Annotated in this window: 16 protein-coding genes; 8 read left to right on the plus strand and 8 right to left on the minus strand. The window is 68.4% G+C overall.

The genetic code is table 11. The features are described from left to right. Nucleotides 1-2: 2 nt before the first annotated feature. Entirely contained in the window at nt 3-3,617 is a 3,615-nt protein-coding gene (gene cobN, locus C8K36_RS13110) for a cobaltochelatase subunit CobN (protein WP_107984933.1), read from the minus strand. Nucleotides 3,618-3,830: 213 nt separating this feature from the next. On the opposite strand from cobN, the gene cobG reads away from it, so the two are divergent. From cobG to C8K36_RS13130, 4 genes are all read left to right on the plus strand, one after another. Continuing rightward, complete coding sequence (gene cobG, locus C8K36_RS13115; RefSeq protein WP_107984934.1) at nt 3,831-4,970, plus strand: precorrin-3B synthase; 1,140 nt, start codon at nt 3,831-3,833, stop codon at nt 4,968-4,970. A 19-nt stretch (nt 4,971-4,989) separates the two neighbouring features. Further along, nucleotides 4,990-5,616, plus strand: coding sequence for a precorrin-8X methylmutase (locus tag C8K36_RS13120; protein ID WP_107984935.1), 627 nt, complete (start codon nt 4,990-4,992; stop codon nt 5,614-5,616). After that, nucleotides 5,613-7,103, plus strand: coding sequence for a precorrin-3B C(17)-methyltransferase (gene cobJ / locus C8K36_RS13125; protein ID WP_107984936.1), 1,491 nt, complete (start codon nt 5,613-5,615; stop codon nt 7,101-7,103). The genes C8K36_RS13120 and cobJ overlap by 4 nt, the downstream gene beginning before the upstream one ends. A gap of 123 nt (nt 7,104-7,226) precedes the next feature. After that, nucleotides 7,227-8,093, plus strand: a complete 867-nt coding sequence (locus C8K36_RS13130) for a helix-turn-helix transcriptional regulator (RefSeq protein ID WP_107984937.1) — start codon at nt 7,227-7,229, stop codon at nt 8,091-8,093. Between the two features lie 31 nt (nt 8,094-8,124). Here C8K36_RS13130 and C8K36_RS13135 read toward each other — a convergent pair whose 3' ends face one another. The 3 genes from C8K36_RS13135 to C8K36_RS13145 form a co-directional block, all read right to left on the minus strand. Beyond that, the gene (locus C8K36_RS13135) at nt 8,125-8,856 is read right to left on the minus strand and encodes an SDR family oxidoreductase (protein WP_107984938.1); all 732 of its coding nucleotides are present in this window, start codon (nt 8,854-8,856) and stop codon (nt 8,125-8,127) included. Next, nucleotides 8,853-9,122: an Atu4866 domain-containing protein gene (locus tag C8K36_RS13140; RefSeq protein ID WP_107984939.1), complete on the minus strand. Its 270-nt coding sequence runs from the start codon at nt 9,120-9,122 to the stop codon at nt 8,853-8,855. The genes C8K36_RS13135 and C8K36_RS13140 overlap by 4 nt, the downstream gene beginning before the upstream one ends. 165 nt (nt 9,123-9,287) lie before the next feature. Beyond that, entirely contained in the window at nt 9,288-10,325 is a 1,038-nt protein-coding gene (locus C8K36_RS13145; protein ID WP_107984940.1) for a beta-ketoacyl-ACP synthase III, read from the minus strand. A 145-nt stretch (nt 10,326-10,470) separates the two neighbouring features. Here C8K36_RS13145 and C8K36_RS13150 point away from each other — a divergent pair, with 145 nt between their 5' ends. The 3 genes from C8K36_RS13150 to C8K36_RS13160 all read left to right on the plus strand — a co-directional run bounded on the left by C8K36_RS13150 (nt 10,471) and on the right by C8K36_RS13160 (nt 12,399). Then, nucleotides 10,471-10,902 carry a hypothetical protein gene (locus C8K36_RS13150; protein WP_107984941.1) on the plus strand — a complete coding sequence of 144 codons (432 nt, stop codon included), beginning with the start codon at nt 10,471-10,473 and terminating at the stop codon, nt 10,900-10,902. Between the two features lie 61 nt (nt 10,903-10,963). Continuing rightward, a complete protein-coding gene (locus C8K36_RS13155; protein ID WP_107984942.1) occupies nt 10,964-11,698 on the plus strand; it encodes a FadR/GntR family transcriptional regulator in 735 nt (244 codons plus the stop codon). After that, nucleotides 11,695-12,399 carry a sterol desaturase family protein gene (locus C8K36_RS13160; protein ID WP_107985187.1) on the plus strand — a complete coding sequence of 235 codons (705 nt, stop codon included), beginning with the start codon at nt 11,695-11,697 and terminating at the stop codon, nt 12,397-12,399. The genes C8K36_RS13155 and C8K36_RS13160 overlap by 4 nt, the downstream gene beginning before the upstream one ends. 25 nt (nt 12,400-12,424) lie before the next feature. Here the strand turns inward: C8K36_RS13160 and C8K36_RS13165 are convergent, their stop codons facing one another. Next, complete coding sequence (locus C8K36_RS13165) at nt 12,425-13,096, minus strand: TetR/AcrR family transcriptional regulator (protein ID WP_107984943.1); 672 nt, start codon at nt 13,094-13,096, stop codon at nt 12,425-12,427. 80 nt (nt 13,097-13,176) lie between these two features. On the opposite strand from C8K36_RS13165, the gene C8K36_RS13170 reads away from it, so the two are divergent. Continuing rightward, nucleotides 13,177-14,316: an FAD-dependent oxidoreductase gene (locus C8K36_RS13170; protein ID WP_107985188.1), complete on the plus strand. Its 1,140-nt coding sequence runs from the start codon at nt 13,177-13,179 to the stop codon at nt 14,314-14,316. 22 nt (nt 14,317-14,338) lie between these two features. Here C8K36_RS13170 and C8K36_RS13175 read toward each other — a convergent pair whose 3' ends face one another. From C8K36_RS13175 to C8K36_RS13185, 3 genes are all read right to left on the minus strand, one after another. Further along, entirely contained in the window at nt 14,339-14,563 is a 225-nt protein-coding gene (locus tag C8K36_RS13175; RefSeq protein WP_107985189.1) for a DUF4287 domain-containing protein, read from the minus strand. A 10-nt stretch (nt 14,564-14,573) separates the two neighbouring features. Continuing rightward, the gene (locus tag C8K36_RS13180; RefSeq protein WP_107984944.1) at nt 14,574-15,260 is read right to left on the minus strand and encodes a rhomboid-like protein; all 687 of its coding nucleotides are present in this window, start codon (nt 15,258-15,260) and stop codon (nt 14,574-14,576) included. A gap of 355 nt (nt 15,261-15,615) precedes the next feature. Next, nucleotides 15,616-16,353, minus strand: a complete 738-nt coding sequence (locus C8K36_RS13185) for a cobalt-precorrin-6A reductase (protein ID WP_107984945.1) — start codon at nt 16,351-16,353, stop codon at nt 15,616-15,618.

Genomic DNA, 16,353 nt, shown 5'->3' on the forward strand with positions numbered 1-16,353 from the left:
GGCTACTCCCCCTCGAGCTCGCCCTCGGTCTCGAGGTACACCTGGCGCAGACCCTCGAGGACCTCGGGGGACGGCTCCTCCCACATGTTCCGATCGACGGCCTCGAGCAGGCGCTCGGAGATGCCGTGGAGCGCCCACGGATTCGACTCGGACATGAACTTGCGGTTCTGCTCGTCCAGCACGTAGGTCTCGGCGAGCTTCTCGTACATCCAGTCCGCGACCACGTTGGTGGTCGCGTCGTACCCGAACAGGTAGTCGACGGTCGCGGCCATCTCGAACGCGCCCTTGTAGCCGTGCCGGCGCATCGCCTCGAGCCAGCGCGGATTCACGACACGGGCACGGAAGACGCGGGCGGTCTCCTCCGACAGCGTCCGGGTGCGGACGGCGTCGGGACGGGTGCTGTCGCCGATGTACGCCTCCGGGGACTTGCCGGTGAGCGCGCGGACGGTCGCGACCATGCCGCCGTGGTACTGGAAGTAGTCGTCCGAGTCGGCGATGTCGTGCTCGCGGGTATCGGTGTTCTTGGCGGCCACCGCGATCCGCTTGTAGGCACTGCGCATGTCGTCCGAAGCCGGGGCACCGTCGAGGCCGCGTCCGTACGCGTAGCCGCCCCACGTGGTGTACACCTGCGCGAGGTCGGCGTCGTTGCGCCAGTTCTTCGAGTCGATCAGCTGCAGCAGTCCCGCGCCGTACGTGCCGGGCTTGGAACCGAAGATGCGGGTGGTGGCGCGGCGGTCGTCGCCGTGCTCGGCGAGATCCGCCTGCGCGTGGGCGCGGACATAGTTGTCGGCGTCGGACTCCTCGAGACCGGCGACCAGGCGGACGGCATCGTCGAGCAGCGCCAGCACGTGCGGGAACGCATCCCGGAAGAAACCGCTGATCCGGACGGTGACGTCGATGCGCGGGCGCCCGAGTTCGGCGAGGTCGATCACCTCGAGACTCGTGACGCGGCGCGACGCCTCGTCCCACACCGGGCGGACACCGAGCAGCGCGAACACCTCGGCGATGTCGTCGCCGGACGTGCGCATCGCGGAGGTACCCCACACCGACAGGCCCACCGACTTCGGCCACTCGCCGTGATCGGCGCGGTAGCGGTCGGCGAGCGACTCGGCCATCGCCTGACCGGTCTCCCACGCCAGCCGCGACGGCACCGCCTTGGGGTCCACCGAGTAGAAGTTGCGGCCGGTGGGCAGCACGTTGATCAGCCCGCGCAGCGGCGAACCGGACGGGCCGGCCGCGATGAAGCCGCCGTCGAGCGCGTGCAGCACCTGGGCGATCTCGCCGGACGTCTGCCGCAGTCGCGGCACCACCTCGGTCGCGGCGAAGCGCAGGATCTGCCGGACGGTGTCGTCGTCGGACAGGCGATCGGCCGCTTCGGGATCCCAGTCGGCGTCGGACAGAGCAGCGATGAGCGCGTGCGCCTGCGCCTCGATCTGGTCGACGCGTGCGCGGTCCTCGGCTCCGTTCACACCGACCTCGGCCTCGCTCAGGCCCAGGGCCTCTCGCAGACCGGGCACCGACTGCTCGCCGCCCCACATCTGCCGGGCCCGCAGCATCGCGAGCACCAGTTCCACCTCGGCGTCGCCCTCCGGGGCGCGGCCCAGGATGTGCAGGCCGTCGCGGATCTGGACGTCCTTGATCTCGCACAGCCAGCCGTCGACGTGCATGAGCATGTCGTCGAACACGTCCTCTTCCGGACGCTCGGACAGGCCCAGGTCGTGATCCATCTTCGCCGCGCGCATCAGCGTCCAGATCTGCTGGCGGATCGCCGGCAGCTTCGCCGGGTCGAGCGCGGAGATGTTGGAGTGCTCGTCGAGCAGCTGCTCGAGCCGGGAGATGTCGCCGTAGCTCTCCGCGCGCGCCATCGGCGGGATCAGGTGGTCGACGAGGGTGGCGTGCGCGCGACGCTTCGCCTGCGTCCCCTCGCCCGGATCGTTGACGAGGAACGGGTAGATCAGCGGCAGGTCGCCGAGTGCGGCGTCGGTGCCGCACGACGCGGACATGCCGAGCGTCTTGCCGGGCAGCCACTCGAGGTTGCCGTGCTTGCCGAGGTGCACGACGGCATCCGCACCGAAACCCCCGTGCTCGGTGCTCGCGCCGATCCAGCGGTACGCGGCCAGGTAGTGGTGACTCGGCGGCAGATCCGGATCGTGGTAGATCGCGACGGGGTTCTCACCGAAACCGCGAGGCGGCTGCACCATGAGCACCACGTTGCCGGCACGGATCGCGGCGATGACGATCTCACCCTCGGGATCCGACGACCGGTCCACGTACAGATCGCCGGGGGCCGAACCCCAGTGCTCCTCGACGCCCTCGCGGAAATCCTGCGGCAGCGTCGCGAACCACTCGCGGTAGCGGGCGGCGGAGATGCGGATCGGGTTGCCCTCGAGTTGCTCGGCGGTGAGCCAATCCGGGTCCTGACCGCCCGCGGCGATCAGCGCGTGGATGAGCGCGTCGCCGTCCTCGGCCGCGAGGCCGGGCAGTGCGTCCTCGCCGTCCACCGGCCCGAGGTCGTAGCCGTTCTCGCGCATCGCCGTCAGCAGATCGATCGCGCTGGCCGGGGTGTCCAGGCCGACGGCGTTGCCGATACGCGCATGCTTGGTCGGGTACGCCGACAGCATCAGCGCAATCTTCTTGTCCGGGTTGGGGATTCGTCCCAGCTTCGCGTGGCGGACGGCGATCCCGGCGACGCGGGCGGCGCGCTCGGCGTCGGGCACGTACGCGGTGAGGCCGTCGGCGTCGATCTCCTTGAACGAGAACGGCACCGTGATGAGGCGTCCGTCGAACTCGGGGACGGCGACCTGGGTGGCGACGTCCAGCGGGGACATGCCGTCGTCGTTGGCCTCCCACGCCTCCCGGCTACTGGTCAGGCACAGGCCCTGCAGGATCGGCACGTCGAGCGCAGCGAGTTCGGCGACATCCCACGCCTCGTCGTCGCCGCCGGCCTGCGCGTTCGCGGGCTTGGTGCCGCCGGCCGCGAGGACGGTCACGACCATCGCGTCGGCCCGGCCCAGCGATTCGAGCAGGTCGGCGGGTGCGGTGCGCAGCGATGCGCAGAAGATCGGCAGCGGAGTCGCCCCGGCGTCCTCGATGGCGTGGCACAACGCCTCGACGTACGTGGTGTTCCCGGCCAGGTGCTGGGCGCGGTAGTAGAGCACCGCGACGGTCGGCCCGTCGATCTCGCGAGCGGGACGCTCGAGTACGCCCCAGTTCGGCAGGTGCACTGCGGGCTCGAACCCGTGACCGGTGAGCAGCACCGTGTCGGACAGGAAGTTGTGCAGTTGGCGCAGGTTGTCGGCGCCGCCCTCCGCGAGATACGTGTGCGCCTCGGCGGCGATGCCGGCGGGAACCGTCGAGCACTCCATCAACTCGGCGTCGGCGGCCTGCTCACCTCCGAGCACGACGGCCGGCAGCCCGGACGCGAGCACCGCGTCGATGCCGTCGTCCCAGGCGCGGCGACCACCGAGGATCCGGACCACGACGAGATCGACGCCGTCGAGCAGTCCGGGCAGGTCTTCGTCGACCAGCAGTCGGGCCGGGTTGGCCCAGCGGTAGTCGGCGCCGCTCGCGCGGGCGCTGAGCAGGTCGGTGTCGGAGGTCGACAGCAGCAGGATCACTGGTGCAGCCTTTCCGGGGTTTCGCGCCCCACGGCAGGGTTCGAGCGAGCCCGAGGGACTCGTCGAAGCGGTTCGGGCGGCGGAAGAGGGTCTGACTTTCACAGTGGCGCGACCGCCCGGAATCTCACCGGTTTCCTCTTCTGCCGCGGTCGCCGGTGATCCTACCGGTCAGCCGTGTGCGCATCAGCCGCCGCACTTCTCTAGCCTGGAGACGTGCCATCTCCACGTTCCGGCCCGGACAAGTGCCCGGGTGCGCTCCAGGTCCACCAGGCCGCCGACGGCCCCCTCGCCCGTGTCCGCCTCCCCGGCGGTGTGATCACATCGCCGCAGCTCCAGGCTCTGGCGGCGGCTGCGCAGGAGATCGGCAACGGCGAGATCGAGCTCACCTCGCGCGGCAACGTCCAATTGCGGTCGGTCACCGACCCGGACGAGTTCGCGCGGCGGATCGCGGAGGTCGGGCTACTGCCGTCCACGACGCACGAGCGGGTGCGCAACATCCTCGCGTCGCCGCTGTCGGGGCGGATCGGCGGTTTCGCCGACGTTCGCGGACTGGTCGCCGATCTCGACCGCGCACTGTGCGACGACCCGGCATTGGCCGACCTGCCCGGGCGGACGCTGTTCACGCTCGACGACGGCACCGGCGACATCTCGGGCCTGGGCGGCGACTTCGGTATCCACGGGCAGGGCGACGAACGCTTCGCACTGGTCCTGGCCGGCGAAGACACCGGCGCCCGGGTCGCCGGCGCCGATGCGGTGGGTGCGCTGCTGGCGGCGGCCCGCACGTTCGCCGAGATCCGCGGCGAGGCGTGGCGACTGAACGAGGTGCCCGGCGGCACCGAGCAGGTCCTCGAGCGTCTCGGCCTCGAGTACGGCGACCCGGTGCAGCTCCCCGGCGCGGTCGAACGCGGTCCGATCGGCTGGCTCGACCAGCCCGACGGCCGCGTCACCCTCGCCGCGGGTCTCGCGTTCGGCACGCTCCCGGCGCGGGTCGCGGAGTTCCTCGCCGCCGTCGACAAGCCGATCCTGGTCACGCCGTGGCGCTCGATCCTGCTGCCGGACCTCGAGGAGTGGGCGGCCGAGCAGGTGGTCCGGGTGCTCGCGCCGATGGGGCTGATCTTCGACGAGAACTCCCCGTATCTGCAGGTCAGCGCCTGCGCGGGACAGCCCGGCTGCGCCAAGTCGCACACCGACGTCCGGGCCGATGCCCGTGAGGCGATCGAGAACGGCGAGCTGCCCGACGACGGCCGCCAGCACTGGTCCGGATGCGATCGCAAGTGCGGTCGCCCCCGCGGCGAAATAACAGACGTGGTCTCCGGCCCCGACGGTTACCGGGTGGAAAACGGGTCGTCGTGATGCCTCTATCGTGTGGCGCATGATCGACTACATCCGCGACGGCGCGGAGATTTATCGCCAGTCCTTCGCGACCATCCGGGCCGAGGCGGACCTCACCCGGTTCCCCGCCGACGTCTCGCAGGCCGTCGTCCGGATGATCCACGCGAGCGGTCAGGTCGATCTGGTCGACGACGTCGCGTTCACGCCGAACGTCGTCGCCGACGCGCGCGAGGCGCTGCGCCGCGGCGCCCCGATCCTGTGCGACGCGAAGATGGTCGCCGCCGGCGTCACCCGTAAGCGACTGCCCCGCGACAACGCCGTGCTGTGCATGCTCGACGACCCACGAGTTCCCGTGCTGGCCAAGGCGATCGACAACACGCGCTCGGCCGCGGCACTCGAGCTGTGGGGCGACAAGCTCGACGGCGCAGTGGTCGCGATCGGCAACGCCCCCACCGCGCTGTTCCATCTGCTCAACCTCATCGAGGCCGGTGCGCCGCGGCCCGCCGCGATCGTCGGCGGACCCGTCGGCTTCATCGGTGCAGCGGAGTCCAAGGAGGCCCTGATCGAGCACCCCTCCGGGCTCGAGTACCTGGTGGTGCGCGGTCGTCGTGGTGGCAGCGCGATCACCGCGGCGGCACTGAATGCGATTGCGAGCGAGGTCGAATGAGCTCCGCAGGCAAGCTGTGGGGTGTGGGCATCGGCCCGGGCGATCCCGAGCTGATGACGGTCAAGGCCGCCCGCGTGATCGGTGAGGCCGACGTCGTCGCGTTCCACAGCGCCCGGCACGGCCGGAGCATCTCGCGCGGGGTCGCTGCCCCGTACATGCGGGAGGGCCAGATCGAGGAACACCTGGTCTACCCGGTCACCACGGAGTCGATCGATCATCCCGGCGGCTACCAGGGTGCGATGGACGAGTTCTACGAGCAGGCAGCCGATCGCCTGGCCACGCACCTCGCGGCGGGGCGCAGTGTCGCGCTCCTCGCGGCCGGCGATCCGCTGTTCTACAGCTCGTACATGCATATGCACAAGCGTCTGGCCGACCGGTTCGACGCCGAGGTCATCCCCGGCGTCACCGCCGTCAGCGCCGCCTCCGCGGCCCTCGCCGAGCCGCTCGTCGAGGGCGAGGAAGTGTTGACCGTCCTGCCGGGCACGCTGCCGCAGGAGGAGCTGACGCGACGCCTGCGCGAGACCGACGCCGCCGCGATCATGAAGCTCGGCCGCACGTATCCCGCTGTGCGCCAGGCATTGAAGGACGCCGGACGGATCGACGAGGCCTACTACGTCGAGCGCGCCAGCACCGACCGGCAGCGCGTTGCCGCGGCAGACGAGGTCGACGACGCCGACGTGCCGTACTTTGCGATCGCGATCGTGCCGAGTCCCCTGAACAACCGCATCGAACCCGAACCTGCGCGTGGTGAGGTCGTGGTCGTGGGACTCGGTCCCGGCGACCAGGCGTGGACCACGCCCGAGGTGCGCCGAGAACTCGCGCGCGCCACCGACCTGATCGGCTACACCACCTACATCGACCGGGTCCCGGTCCGGCCGGGACAGCGTCGGCATGCCAGCGACAACCGTGTCGAGGCCGAGCGCGCGGCGATGGCGCTGGACATGGCCAAGCGTGGCGGACGCGTCGTCGTCGTCTCGTCGGGCGATCCGGGTGTGTTCGCGATGGCCTCCGCGGTGCTCGAGGTGGTGGCCGAAGACCAGTGGAAGGACGTCCCCGTCCGGATCCTGCCCGGTATGACCGCGGCCAATGCCGTCGCCAGCCGGGTGGGAGCCCCGCTGGGCCATGACTACGCGATGCTGTCGCTGTCGGATCGCCTCAAGCCGTGGGACATCGTCGCCAAGCGGGTCTCCGCCGTCGCGAGCGCGGACATGGCCTTCGCGGTCTACAACCCGGCGTCGAAGAGTCGCACGTGGCAGGTGGCCGCGATGCGCGATCTCGTGCTCGAGCACCGCTCCCCCGACACCCCGGTGATCATCGGCCGGGACATCGCCGGGCCCGAGGAGTCGATCAAGATCGTCCGCTTGGCCGACCTCGATCCGTCGGACGTCGACATGCGCTGCCTGCTGATCGTGGGCTCGTCGCAGACCACCGTCGTCGAGAGTGCGCACGGGACAACGGTCTTCACTCCGAGGCATTACCCGGCCTGAGGCCGCACCTGGTCTGAAGCACCGCGGTACCTCGGACCGACGATCCGGGGCGACCGCGTCACCTCGGTGGGTGGGTGCACTGCACCCACCCACCGAGGTGCGATTCCGATCTAGCATCAGGCAATGCCGTCAAACGAACTCGGAGACTTCCTTCGCTCACGCCGTGGTCGAATCGCGCCGGGAGACGTGGGGCTGCACAGCTACGGCACTCGGCGCGTACCCGGTCTCCGACGTGAAGAAGTTGCGATACTCGCAGGTCTGAGCGCCGACTACTACACCCGCTTGGAGCAAGGGCGAGAACGCAATCCCTCGACTCAGGTGCTCGATGCGCTCCTGCGTGCGCTCCGACTCGACGCCGAGCACGAGATGCACCTGTACCGGTTGGCGGGTTTGGTACCGAGTGACCGTGTGTCCGCTGTCGGGGAATCCGTCAGCCCCGCACTGCTGCAGTTGATGCAGACCTACGACTGGACGCCGGCGTTCGTGTTGAACAGGACACTCGACATTCTGGCGTGCAACCGGATTGCCGAAGCGCTCTTCTCACCGTTCGCCGCCACCGACAATCTGGTGCGGATGGTGTTCACGGACCCCGCCGGCGCCTCGTTCTATGCCGAGTGGCCGCGTGCGGCACAGGCCACCGTTGCGGCACTTCGACTGGCCGTCGGGCACCACCCGGCGGATCCTCGTCTGTCCCGGTTGGTTGATGAACTCGCCGCGGCAAGCCCCGCCTTCAGACAGTTGTGGGCCGAAGGTCACGTGCGGGGCAAATCTCTGGACGCGAAGGAACTCGTTCATCCCGACGTCGGTGCGATGAGCTTGACCTCCCAGGCATTCGATGTCCGTGACCGGCCCGGACAGCAACTGCTGATCTATCAGGCGGAGCCGGGGTCCCCGAGTGACCGGGCCCTGAAACTGTTGGGTTCACTCACCGCGACCAGAGATCAGGAGCGGCGCGGCGCGGATTCGCATTCCGGCCGACCCCTGACCTGACCACTGCTCACCAGGCCTACCGTCTGTGCGCCTACTGCGCGCTCGCTGTGGGGCGAACGACGATCTCGTTCACATCCACGTTCGAGGGCTGATCGACGGCAAACGCAATCGCGTCGGCGATCGCTGCGGCCGGAATCGAGACGGCGCGATACGCCCTCATGTCCTCGCGAGCCGTGGCGTCCGAAATGCTCTCCGCCAATTCGGATTCCGTCACTCCCGGGGAGACGACGGTCACGCGGACGTCGCCGGACGATTCCTGGCGCAGTCCTTCGGAGATCGCGCGCACCGCAAACTTCGTAGCGCAGTACACCGCGCCTGTCGGCACCACCTCGTACGCCCCGACAGATGCGATGTTCACGAAATGTCCGCTCCCCTGCGACTTCATGACCGGAAGTGCTGCGGCGATGCCGTGCAGAACGCCGCGAACATTCACGTCGAGCATCCGATTCCACTCGTCGATCTTCAGTGCGCTCAGCGGGGACAGTGGCATCACGCCCGCATTGTTGACCACGACGTCCACCCGTCCGAACTGCTCGCAGGCAGCCTCCACGAAGGACCGGACGTCGGCCAGATCGGTGACATCGACCCTGCGGAAGGCCGCGATGTACCCGGCATCGACAAGTTCTTCCACCAGGTGGGCGAGATGGTCGGTGCGCCGTGCACCGAGGAACACCCGGTGCCCGTCGGCGGCCAGCTTCCGCGCTGTCGCCGCGCCGATTCCGCTGCTGGCTCCGGTGATCAGGACTACTTTGTGCTCGCTCATAGGTGTCTGTCCTCTCGGTACAGGACGAGATGCTCATGGTGGAGCACCCCGTCGCGAATGTCTCCGGTTGCGGTGAATCCGGTGTCGTCGATGTAGTCGAGATGACTTCCGGTCACGGTGTACTGGCCGGTGTAGGCGCTCTCTCGGTTGCCACGGGCTTCGTCGTAGCGACCGTCCGCGCGCAGTTCCTGGCGTATCGAGCCGTCCGATGTCACCCACATGCCGACGATGTCAGCCCGGTCGATCGTGGTTTCGGATTGATCCATCACTGTCCCCTCTCGGTTCGGTGTTCCCAGTCTGGCGACGGAAACGAACCTCAGGTAGGACGTGGTCCGACCGGGTGCCCCACACCCGGTCGGCCGTCTACGGACCGACGTCCATGACATGGATGGCACCCGGGTGCGTCGTCGGCCGATCCCCGACGAAGGGAACTAATTGATCGGGGGCAGTTGGACGACCTGACCGGCGTAGGCAAGTCCGGCACCGAAGCCGAGGAGGAGCGCCGTGTCGCCACGGCGGGCCGATCCTGAACGGAGCAGCTGTTCCATCGCCATCGGGATCGACGCGGCACTCGTGTTGCCGGTTTCGACGATGTCCCGCGCAACCGCGACGGTTTCGGGTAGGCCCAGTGTCCGGATCAGTGCATCGGTGATGCGGCTGTTTGCCTGATGCGGCACGAAGGCGTCGAGGTCGTCGACCGTGACTCCGGACTTCTCCAGTGCGTCACGGCACGCCTTCTCCAGGAAGGTGACTGCCCAACGGAACACGGCCTGACCATTCATTCGGATGTAGGGCCGCTCCGGACTGTCGCCACCGACCGCTGCGGCGTCGACTTCGGCGAAGTACTGCATGAAGTCCTTGTCCTGCTTGATCGCCGCGGTCTGGCTGCCGTCGGATCCCCATGCCACCGGGCCGATGCCCTCGGCGTCGGACGGACCCACCACGACCGCGCCGGCCCCGTCGGCGAAGATGAACGCGCACGTCCGGTCGGTCGGGTCGAGCAGGTCCGACAATCGTTCGACGCCGATCACCAGGACATGGCGGGCCTGTCCGGCGCGGACGAGGCTCGCGGCGTTGCCGAGCGCGTAGCAGAAGCCGGCGCAGCCGGCGGAAATGTCGTAGGCGGCCGTGTCCTGCATGCCGAGCTCGGTTGCGACGACCGCCCCGGCCGACGGCCCGAGCACCATCTGCGACGACGTCGCGAGCACCACCGCATCGACCTGTTCGGGGGCCACACCGGCGGCGGTGAGCGCGTCGCGGGCGGCCGCAACGCTCATAGCGACGATGGTCTCGTCGGGCTCGGCCCAGCCACGGGATGCGATGCCGGAACGGGTTCGGATCCACTCGTCGGAGGAGTCGATGCGGTCGACGATCTCGGCGTTGGGCACGACGCGTCGAGGTCGGTACACGCCGAGACCCAGAAGGGCTGCGTGGGCGACGGGATCTGCGGTGGCGATGGGGGCGGGCACGGCGTCCTCTCCGCGTGAACCGGTCGGTCCCCGCTATTGAGATCTAACAGGAACCGATCGGTTGTGGCCCGGCATCTCGGAGATCCGCCCTCCTGCTCCCGAGGACCACCACCGATCACGGAACTCCCTCTGTCACGATGACGCAGTGCTCCTGATCCGTATCGAGTGGATGACGCTCGCAATCGCCACGGCCGCCTTCGCGGTATTCAGCGCGCTCGAGCGGATGTGGTGGGCGACCGAGTGCCAGCTGGGGCTCCTTCCCACCACATTGATCAGGGACTGGGATGAATGCACGGAGTCGACGTTCTCGTTCTATGGGGCCGGACTCCTCGTTCCCCTGGCAATCCCCGTGGTGCTCTGCGTCATACCGGGCGTTGTGCCTCGTCGCGGCGTCGCGTCGGTTTCCGCGGCCGCGCTCGCCGCATTCTGCATCTCTACGTTTTGGCTCGCGCCGTATCCTCTGCCGGGGAGCGGGGCAGCACTGCTCGGTTTCGCCGGCTATTGCTGGCCGAGCGCGATCATGGCGATTCTGTTGGCATCGTTGCACGATCGGCTGGCTGCAACTTTGCACAACTGACCGCCGAGCCAGCTGGTCTGACCACTTGACCACCGATCCGCCCCGGCCTAGCGTTTGTGACATGGATCTCACGCCGGTGCGTCGGCGGTCGATCCCCGACGACGTTTTCGACCAACTGCTCGACGGGGTCGTCGGCGGCCGGCTGGCTCCGGGCGAGGAGTTGCTCAGTGAGCGCCGGATGGCCGAGTCGCTGGGTGTCTCCCGTCCCGCCGTTCGCGAGGCTCTGAACCGGATTGCCGCGATGGGGCTGGTCGACGTCCGGCAGGGCGGGGCCACCCTCGTGAACGATCTGCACCGGCGGGCGGGGCTGGATCTCCTGCCGAAACTGCTGGTGCGGGGCGGGGAGATCGACCTCGCCGTCGCCCGCAGCATCCTCGAGGCGCGGCTGTGGAACGGCCCCAAGGTCGCGGAGCTGGCGGCCGAACGCGCCGACGCGAAGGTCGCCGACTCGTTGGACGCCGTCGTCGACGTGCTCGATGCGGATAGCGATCCCGTTCGGCGACAGCGGCTGGCACTGGACTTCTGGGACCTGGTGGTCGACGCTGCTGACTCGATCACCTTTCGTCTGATGTTCAATACGCTCCGGGCCGCGTACGAACCGATGCTCGACGCGCTCGCGGTGGCGATGGCGGCGGAAGTCGACGAGGTCGAACGCTACCGATCCATCGTCGCCGCGATCCGGTGCCGCGACGCCGTCTCGGCTTTCGCGGCCGCCCAGTCGCTCCTCGCGCCCGCGACGGCGCTCCTCGCGGCGGCACTCGATCTCGCCCGCACCGACTCACAGGAGTGCTCGTGACCACCACCCGCTCCGGCTCGCCGGCATTCGGGCGAAACGTCACCCTGCCGGCGGCGCTGCGTGAATTCGTCCGTCACCCGAGTCCGTGGATCATCGGGGTCCTGTTCGTCGGCGCCCTCGCAGCACGGTTGATCGTCGGCGAGTGGACGTGGGCGGACGCCGTCGTCCCACTGGTGATGCTCGCGTTCTTCCCGTTGCTGGAGTGGATCATCCACGTGTTCGTCCTGCACTGGCGGCCCCGCCGTGTGGGCGGGCTGACGGTCGATCCGCTACTTGCGCGCAAGCATCGCGCGCACCACTCCGATCCGCGGGACATTCCGCTGGACTTCATTCCTGCGCCGGTGTTCGTCTGGCTGGTTCCGCTCCTGCTCGTGATCACGGTGTTCGTCGCACCCCGGATCGGACTGGGCCTGACGTTCCTGACCGTGATCACCGCCCTCGGCGCCGTCTACGAGTGGACGCACTTCCTGATCCACACCGACTACCGCCCGAAGTCCGCGCTGTACAAAGCCACGTGGCGGCATCACCGCAACCACCACTACCGCAACGAGCACTACTGGTTCACGGTCACCACGTCCGGCACAGCCGACCGTCTGCTTCGGACAGAGCCCGATCCCGACACGGTCGAGAAGTCGCCCACGGCCAAGCATCTGCACGATCTGCGAGCCCGGACCGAGGCCGCGGGGTCGACACGCCACTAGGCTCCACGCCCAGATCTGGCATCGGCTATCGAACGGTCTCGATGCCGGCGAGGATGAGGTCGATACCGGCAAGAAACTGCTCGCGATCGTCGTGCCCCGGGAGGTGAGCCGCCATCCGATGGACGAACGGATACTCCTCGGAGTCGAGCTCAGTCCATCGCGTGGCGACGGTCTCCAGGAAAGCCGATCGATCCGTCTCGCGAGCGAGAAGGCGGGCACCTGCCGCGTACTGCCCCGCGAGGCCGAGGATGTAGTTCACGAGTGCGGACGCGCAGTCGAATTGGTCCTGCTCTGGCATGCCGAGCGCCTGAAGTGGCCCGCCGACGCCTTCGAAGATCTGCACCACCGCGGACTGCCACGGCTCGCGTGACAGCTGCGTGCCAATCCAGGGGTGCGCGTCGATGGCGTCGAACACACCGAGGGCAACAGCTCGGATCGCCTCGTTCGGCGTTGCCCCGTCGACGACTTCGGTCACCGCGCGGGCGATGACAACGTCGGTGGTCGCGGTCAGTAGTTCGTTCTTGTTGGCGACGTGCCAGTAGATCGCACCGGCGCCCGTTGCCAGGCGGGTCGTGAGCGCGCGAAATGTGAGCGCACCCTCTCCCTCCGCGTCGAGGATCTCGATCGCGGCGTCGACGATACGTTCCTTCGAGAGCGCCTCCGTGCGCCGGTCGGTCCGCTGATTCCTGGTCGCCATCACATCATCTTGACACGTTTGGAACGTCGTTCCAAGATGGATCGTGGAATGACGTTCCATTCCCTTCTGAAGGAGAAATGATGACGACACCAGTCACGATCATCGGTGCGGGCCTCGGCGGCCTCACCCTCGCGCGGGTCCTCCACGTCCGCGGCATCGCCGCGACGATCTACGAAGCCGAGTCCTCGGCCGAGACCCGCACGCAGGGCGGTCAGCTCGACATCCACGAGAAAGACGGACAAATCGCACTCGCCGCGGCCGGACTGACCGACGAGTTCCGCGCGATCATTCATCAGGGCGGCGAGGCGTCGCGCGTGCTGGACCAGCACGGCACGGTACTGCTCGAGGAACCCGACGACGGCACGGGTGGGCGTCCGGAGGTCCTTCGCGGCGACCTACGTCGGATCCTGATCGACTCCCTGCCGGCCGGGACGATCCAGTGGGGACACAAGGTCGCCGGCGTCGCGCCTGCCGGGGGTGGCCGACACGAACTGGCCTTCGCGGACGGGGCGACGGTGACCGCCAGCCTGCTCGTCGGCGCCGACGGCGCCTGGTCGAAGGTTCGCCCGCTACTCTCCGACGCCGAGCCCCGGTACGTCGGCACCACGTTCGTCGAGACCTACCTGAACGACGCCGACGTGCGACACCCCGCCGCGGCGGAAGCGGTCGGCAACGGTGCAATGTACGCACTCGCCCCAGGACAGGGAATCACGGCGCACCGTGAAGTCGGGGGCACCCTTCACACGTACGTGCAGTTGAACCGCCCAGCAGACTGGATTGCGGGGATCGATTTCACCGACGCCGCCACCGCGACGGCGCGAATTGCGGCCGAGTTCGAAGGGTGGGCACCGCAGCTCACCGCACTGATCACCGGCGGCGAATCGGCGCCCATCCCCCGCCCAATCCATGCCCTCCCGGATGCACACCGCTGGGACCGCGTGCCTGGTGTGACACTCATCGGCGACGCCGCGCACCTGATGGCACCGTCCGGCGAAGGCGCGAACCTGGCCATGCTCGATGGCGCCGAACTCGCGAACGCGATCGCCGCACACCCCGACGACATCGAAGCGGCACTCGACGAGTACGAGGAGACGATGTTCCCGCGCAGCGAGTCGGAGGCCGCGGACTCACATCTGATTCTGGAGATCTGCCTCGGTGATCGCGCGCCGCATTCTCTTGTCGACTTCCTCACCGGCTCCTCGGAACCGGTAGACGCATGACGCAGTCGGCCCTACGCCTCGCTCATGCGGCGCCACCCTTGTCCGCGTCCTCCTGCAACGTGTGAGCGACAAGCGCATTGGCGTGCCCGTGGCCGATTCCGTGCTCGGTCTTGAGCCACGTCACCAACTCCATGTGCTTGGTGAGGTCGGACGAGCGAATCAGGCTCTGCCACTCGCTGATCGGCTTGCCGTACTTCTTCTCGATCGACGGAAAGTAAGACGCGGGACCCTTCACAGGCTCTGTCATGTTCGGCACGTTACCTGTGGGTGCCGACACGTTCCCGCATTCCACGCAGCCATTCCATCGGATCCCACCCGGGACGCCCCCGTGTGAGCGGGTAGCACGCGAAACCGATGAGTACGGCGGTGAAGTGGCCGATATCGGTGAACGTGAGGGTGCCCAGCAGTGGAAGGCCGTAGACCAGGAGCACCCCGAGCGCGTACAGGTACCGCCACGGCGGCGCGATCCGGTACGCCAGCACCGCGGTGACGCCGGCGAGCGCATAGCTGACCCCCACGTCGAGGGTGTTCACCGCCGATTCCGGTGCTCGATGATGCTCGATCGCGAGATACAGCACCCCCTCGCTGATGTAGGTAGCCCCGACGTGCGCGATCACCGCGATAGACAGCCATCGCCACGTCCCGAGCCATCGCTCGACAGGCACATGGAACAGGTTGAAGAGCACGAAGTAGCCGATCCACGTGCCGCCCGCGATCCACAAGGCGCTCGTGATCAGGACTCTGATCGGGTCCTCACGCAGATGGTGCAGATTGGTCGACCGATCTCCGAGGACGTCGTTCAAGACCTGTGGCGACAAATGGTGCATGACGACCGTCGTCACGAACAGAATTGCCAGCCACACGAACGTGCCGGGGGCGCGGCGAACATACGCCCACACCGCGGACGTTACGTCCGACGCTCGGAACCGCCTCTCGGCATCCACCCGACCAGTATGCCCCCGGTGCCGCGAGCGTGACGTCCTGCCGCGTACCCGCTGATCCGGGCTGTGACCGCGAGGATTGCCGTGCCGGTGCGGTCGCGTTCGATCCATCGCCCCGTCCCTACCGTTACCGGACATCCACCCCGGCTTCGTGGCTTGAACTTGACCGAGACGTAGGTGGGTCCGGTGCCCCAGTGTGGAATTGCTGGACTGTTCGGTGGCAATATTCGGTATTCCATACGATTCCGTCCTGTACGAAATCTCACCCGGAATGCGTGCTGCTCCCAAAATGACCCGCTGCCCGCGCGATCGTGTCCGCGCGGGGTCAATTCAGGAGCGGGAGCACAACTTTCGGCGCTCAGCCCCGCTGCGAGGCCCAGGCCACCGCGACGTCGAGATCCGACGTCGTCGGCACCCCGGCCGGGATAGGGGCCCGCGCCACCATCACCACCGGTACCCCCAGCGCTCGGGCCGCGTCGAGCTTCGCCTCGGTGAGCGCTCCCCCGCTGTTCTTCGACACCACCACGTCGATACGGTGCCGGCGCAAGAGCGCGATCTCGTCGTCGACCGTGAACGGTCCGCGAGCGAGCAGCAGTTCGGCGCGCGGCGGCATCCCGACGTCCGGCGGGTCGATCGCACGGACGAGGAACCACTCGGGACGGTCCGCGAACGCGTCGACGCCCTGCCTGCCGATCGTCAGGAACACCCGCTCCCCCAGCCCCGCAACTGCATCGGCGGCCGACGCGAGATCGGGAACGGTGTGCCAGCGGTCCCCCGGCCGCGACGTCCACTCCGCGCGTCGCAGCACCAGCAGCGGGACGCCGGTCCCGTCCGCCGCGTCGGCGGCATTCGCGGTGATCCGCGCAGCGAAGGGATGCGTCGCGTCGACGACGGCGTCGATGTCGTTGTCCCGCAGCCACGTCGTGAGCCCCTCGACGCCGCCGAACCCGCCGATCCGCACCCTGCCGACCGGCAGCACCGGCTCACGGACGCGGCCGGCGAGAGACGAGATCACCTCGACGTCCTGTTCCGGATCCAGGCGGGCCGCGAGCGTGCGCGCCTCGCGGGTGCCGCCGAGAACGAGGATCCGCCGCAC

Origin of the sequence: Rhodococcus sp. OK519 (assembly GCF_003051005.1) — a bacterium.
Taxonomy (GTDB): Bacteria; Actinomycetota; Actinomycetes; order Mycobacteriales; family Mycobacteriaceae; genus Prescottella.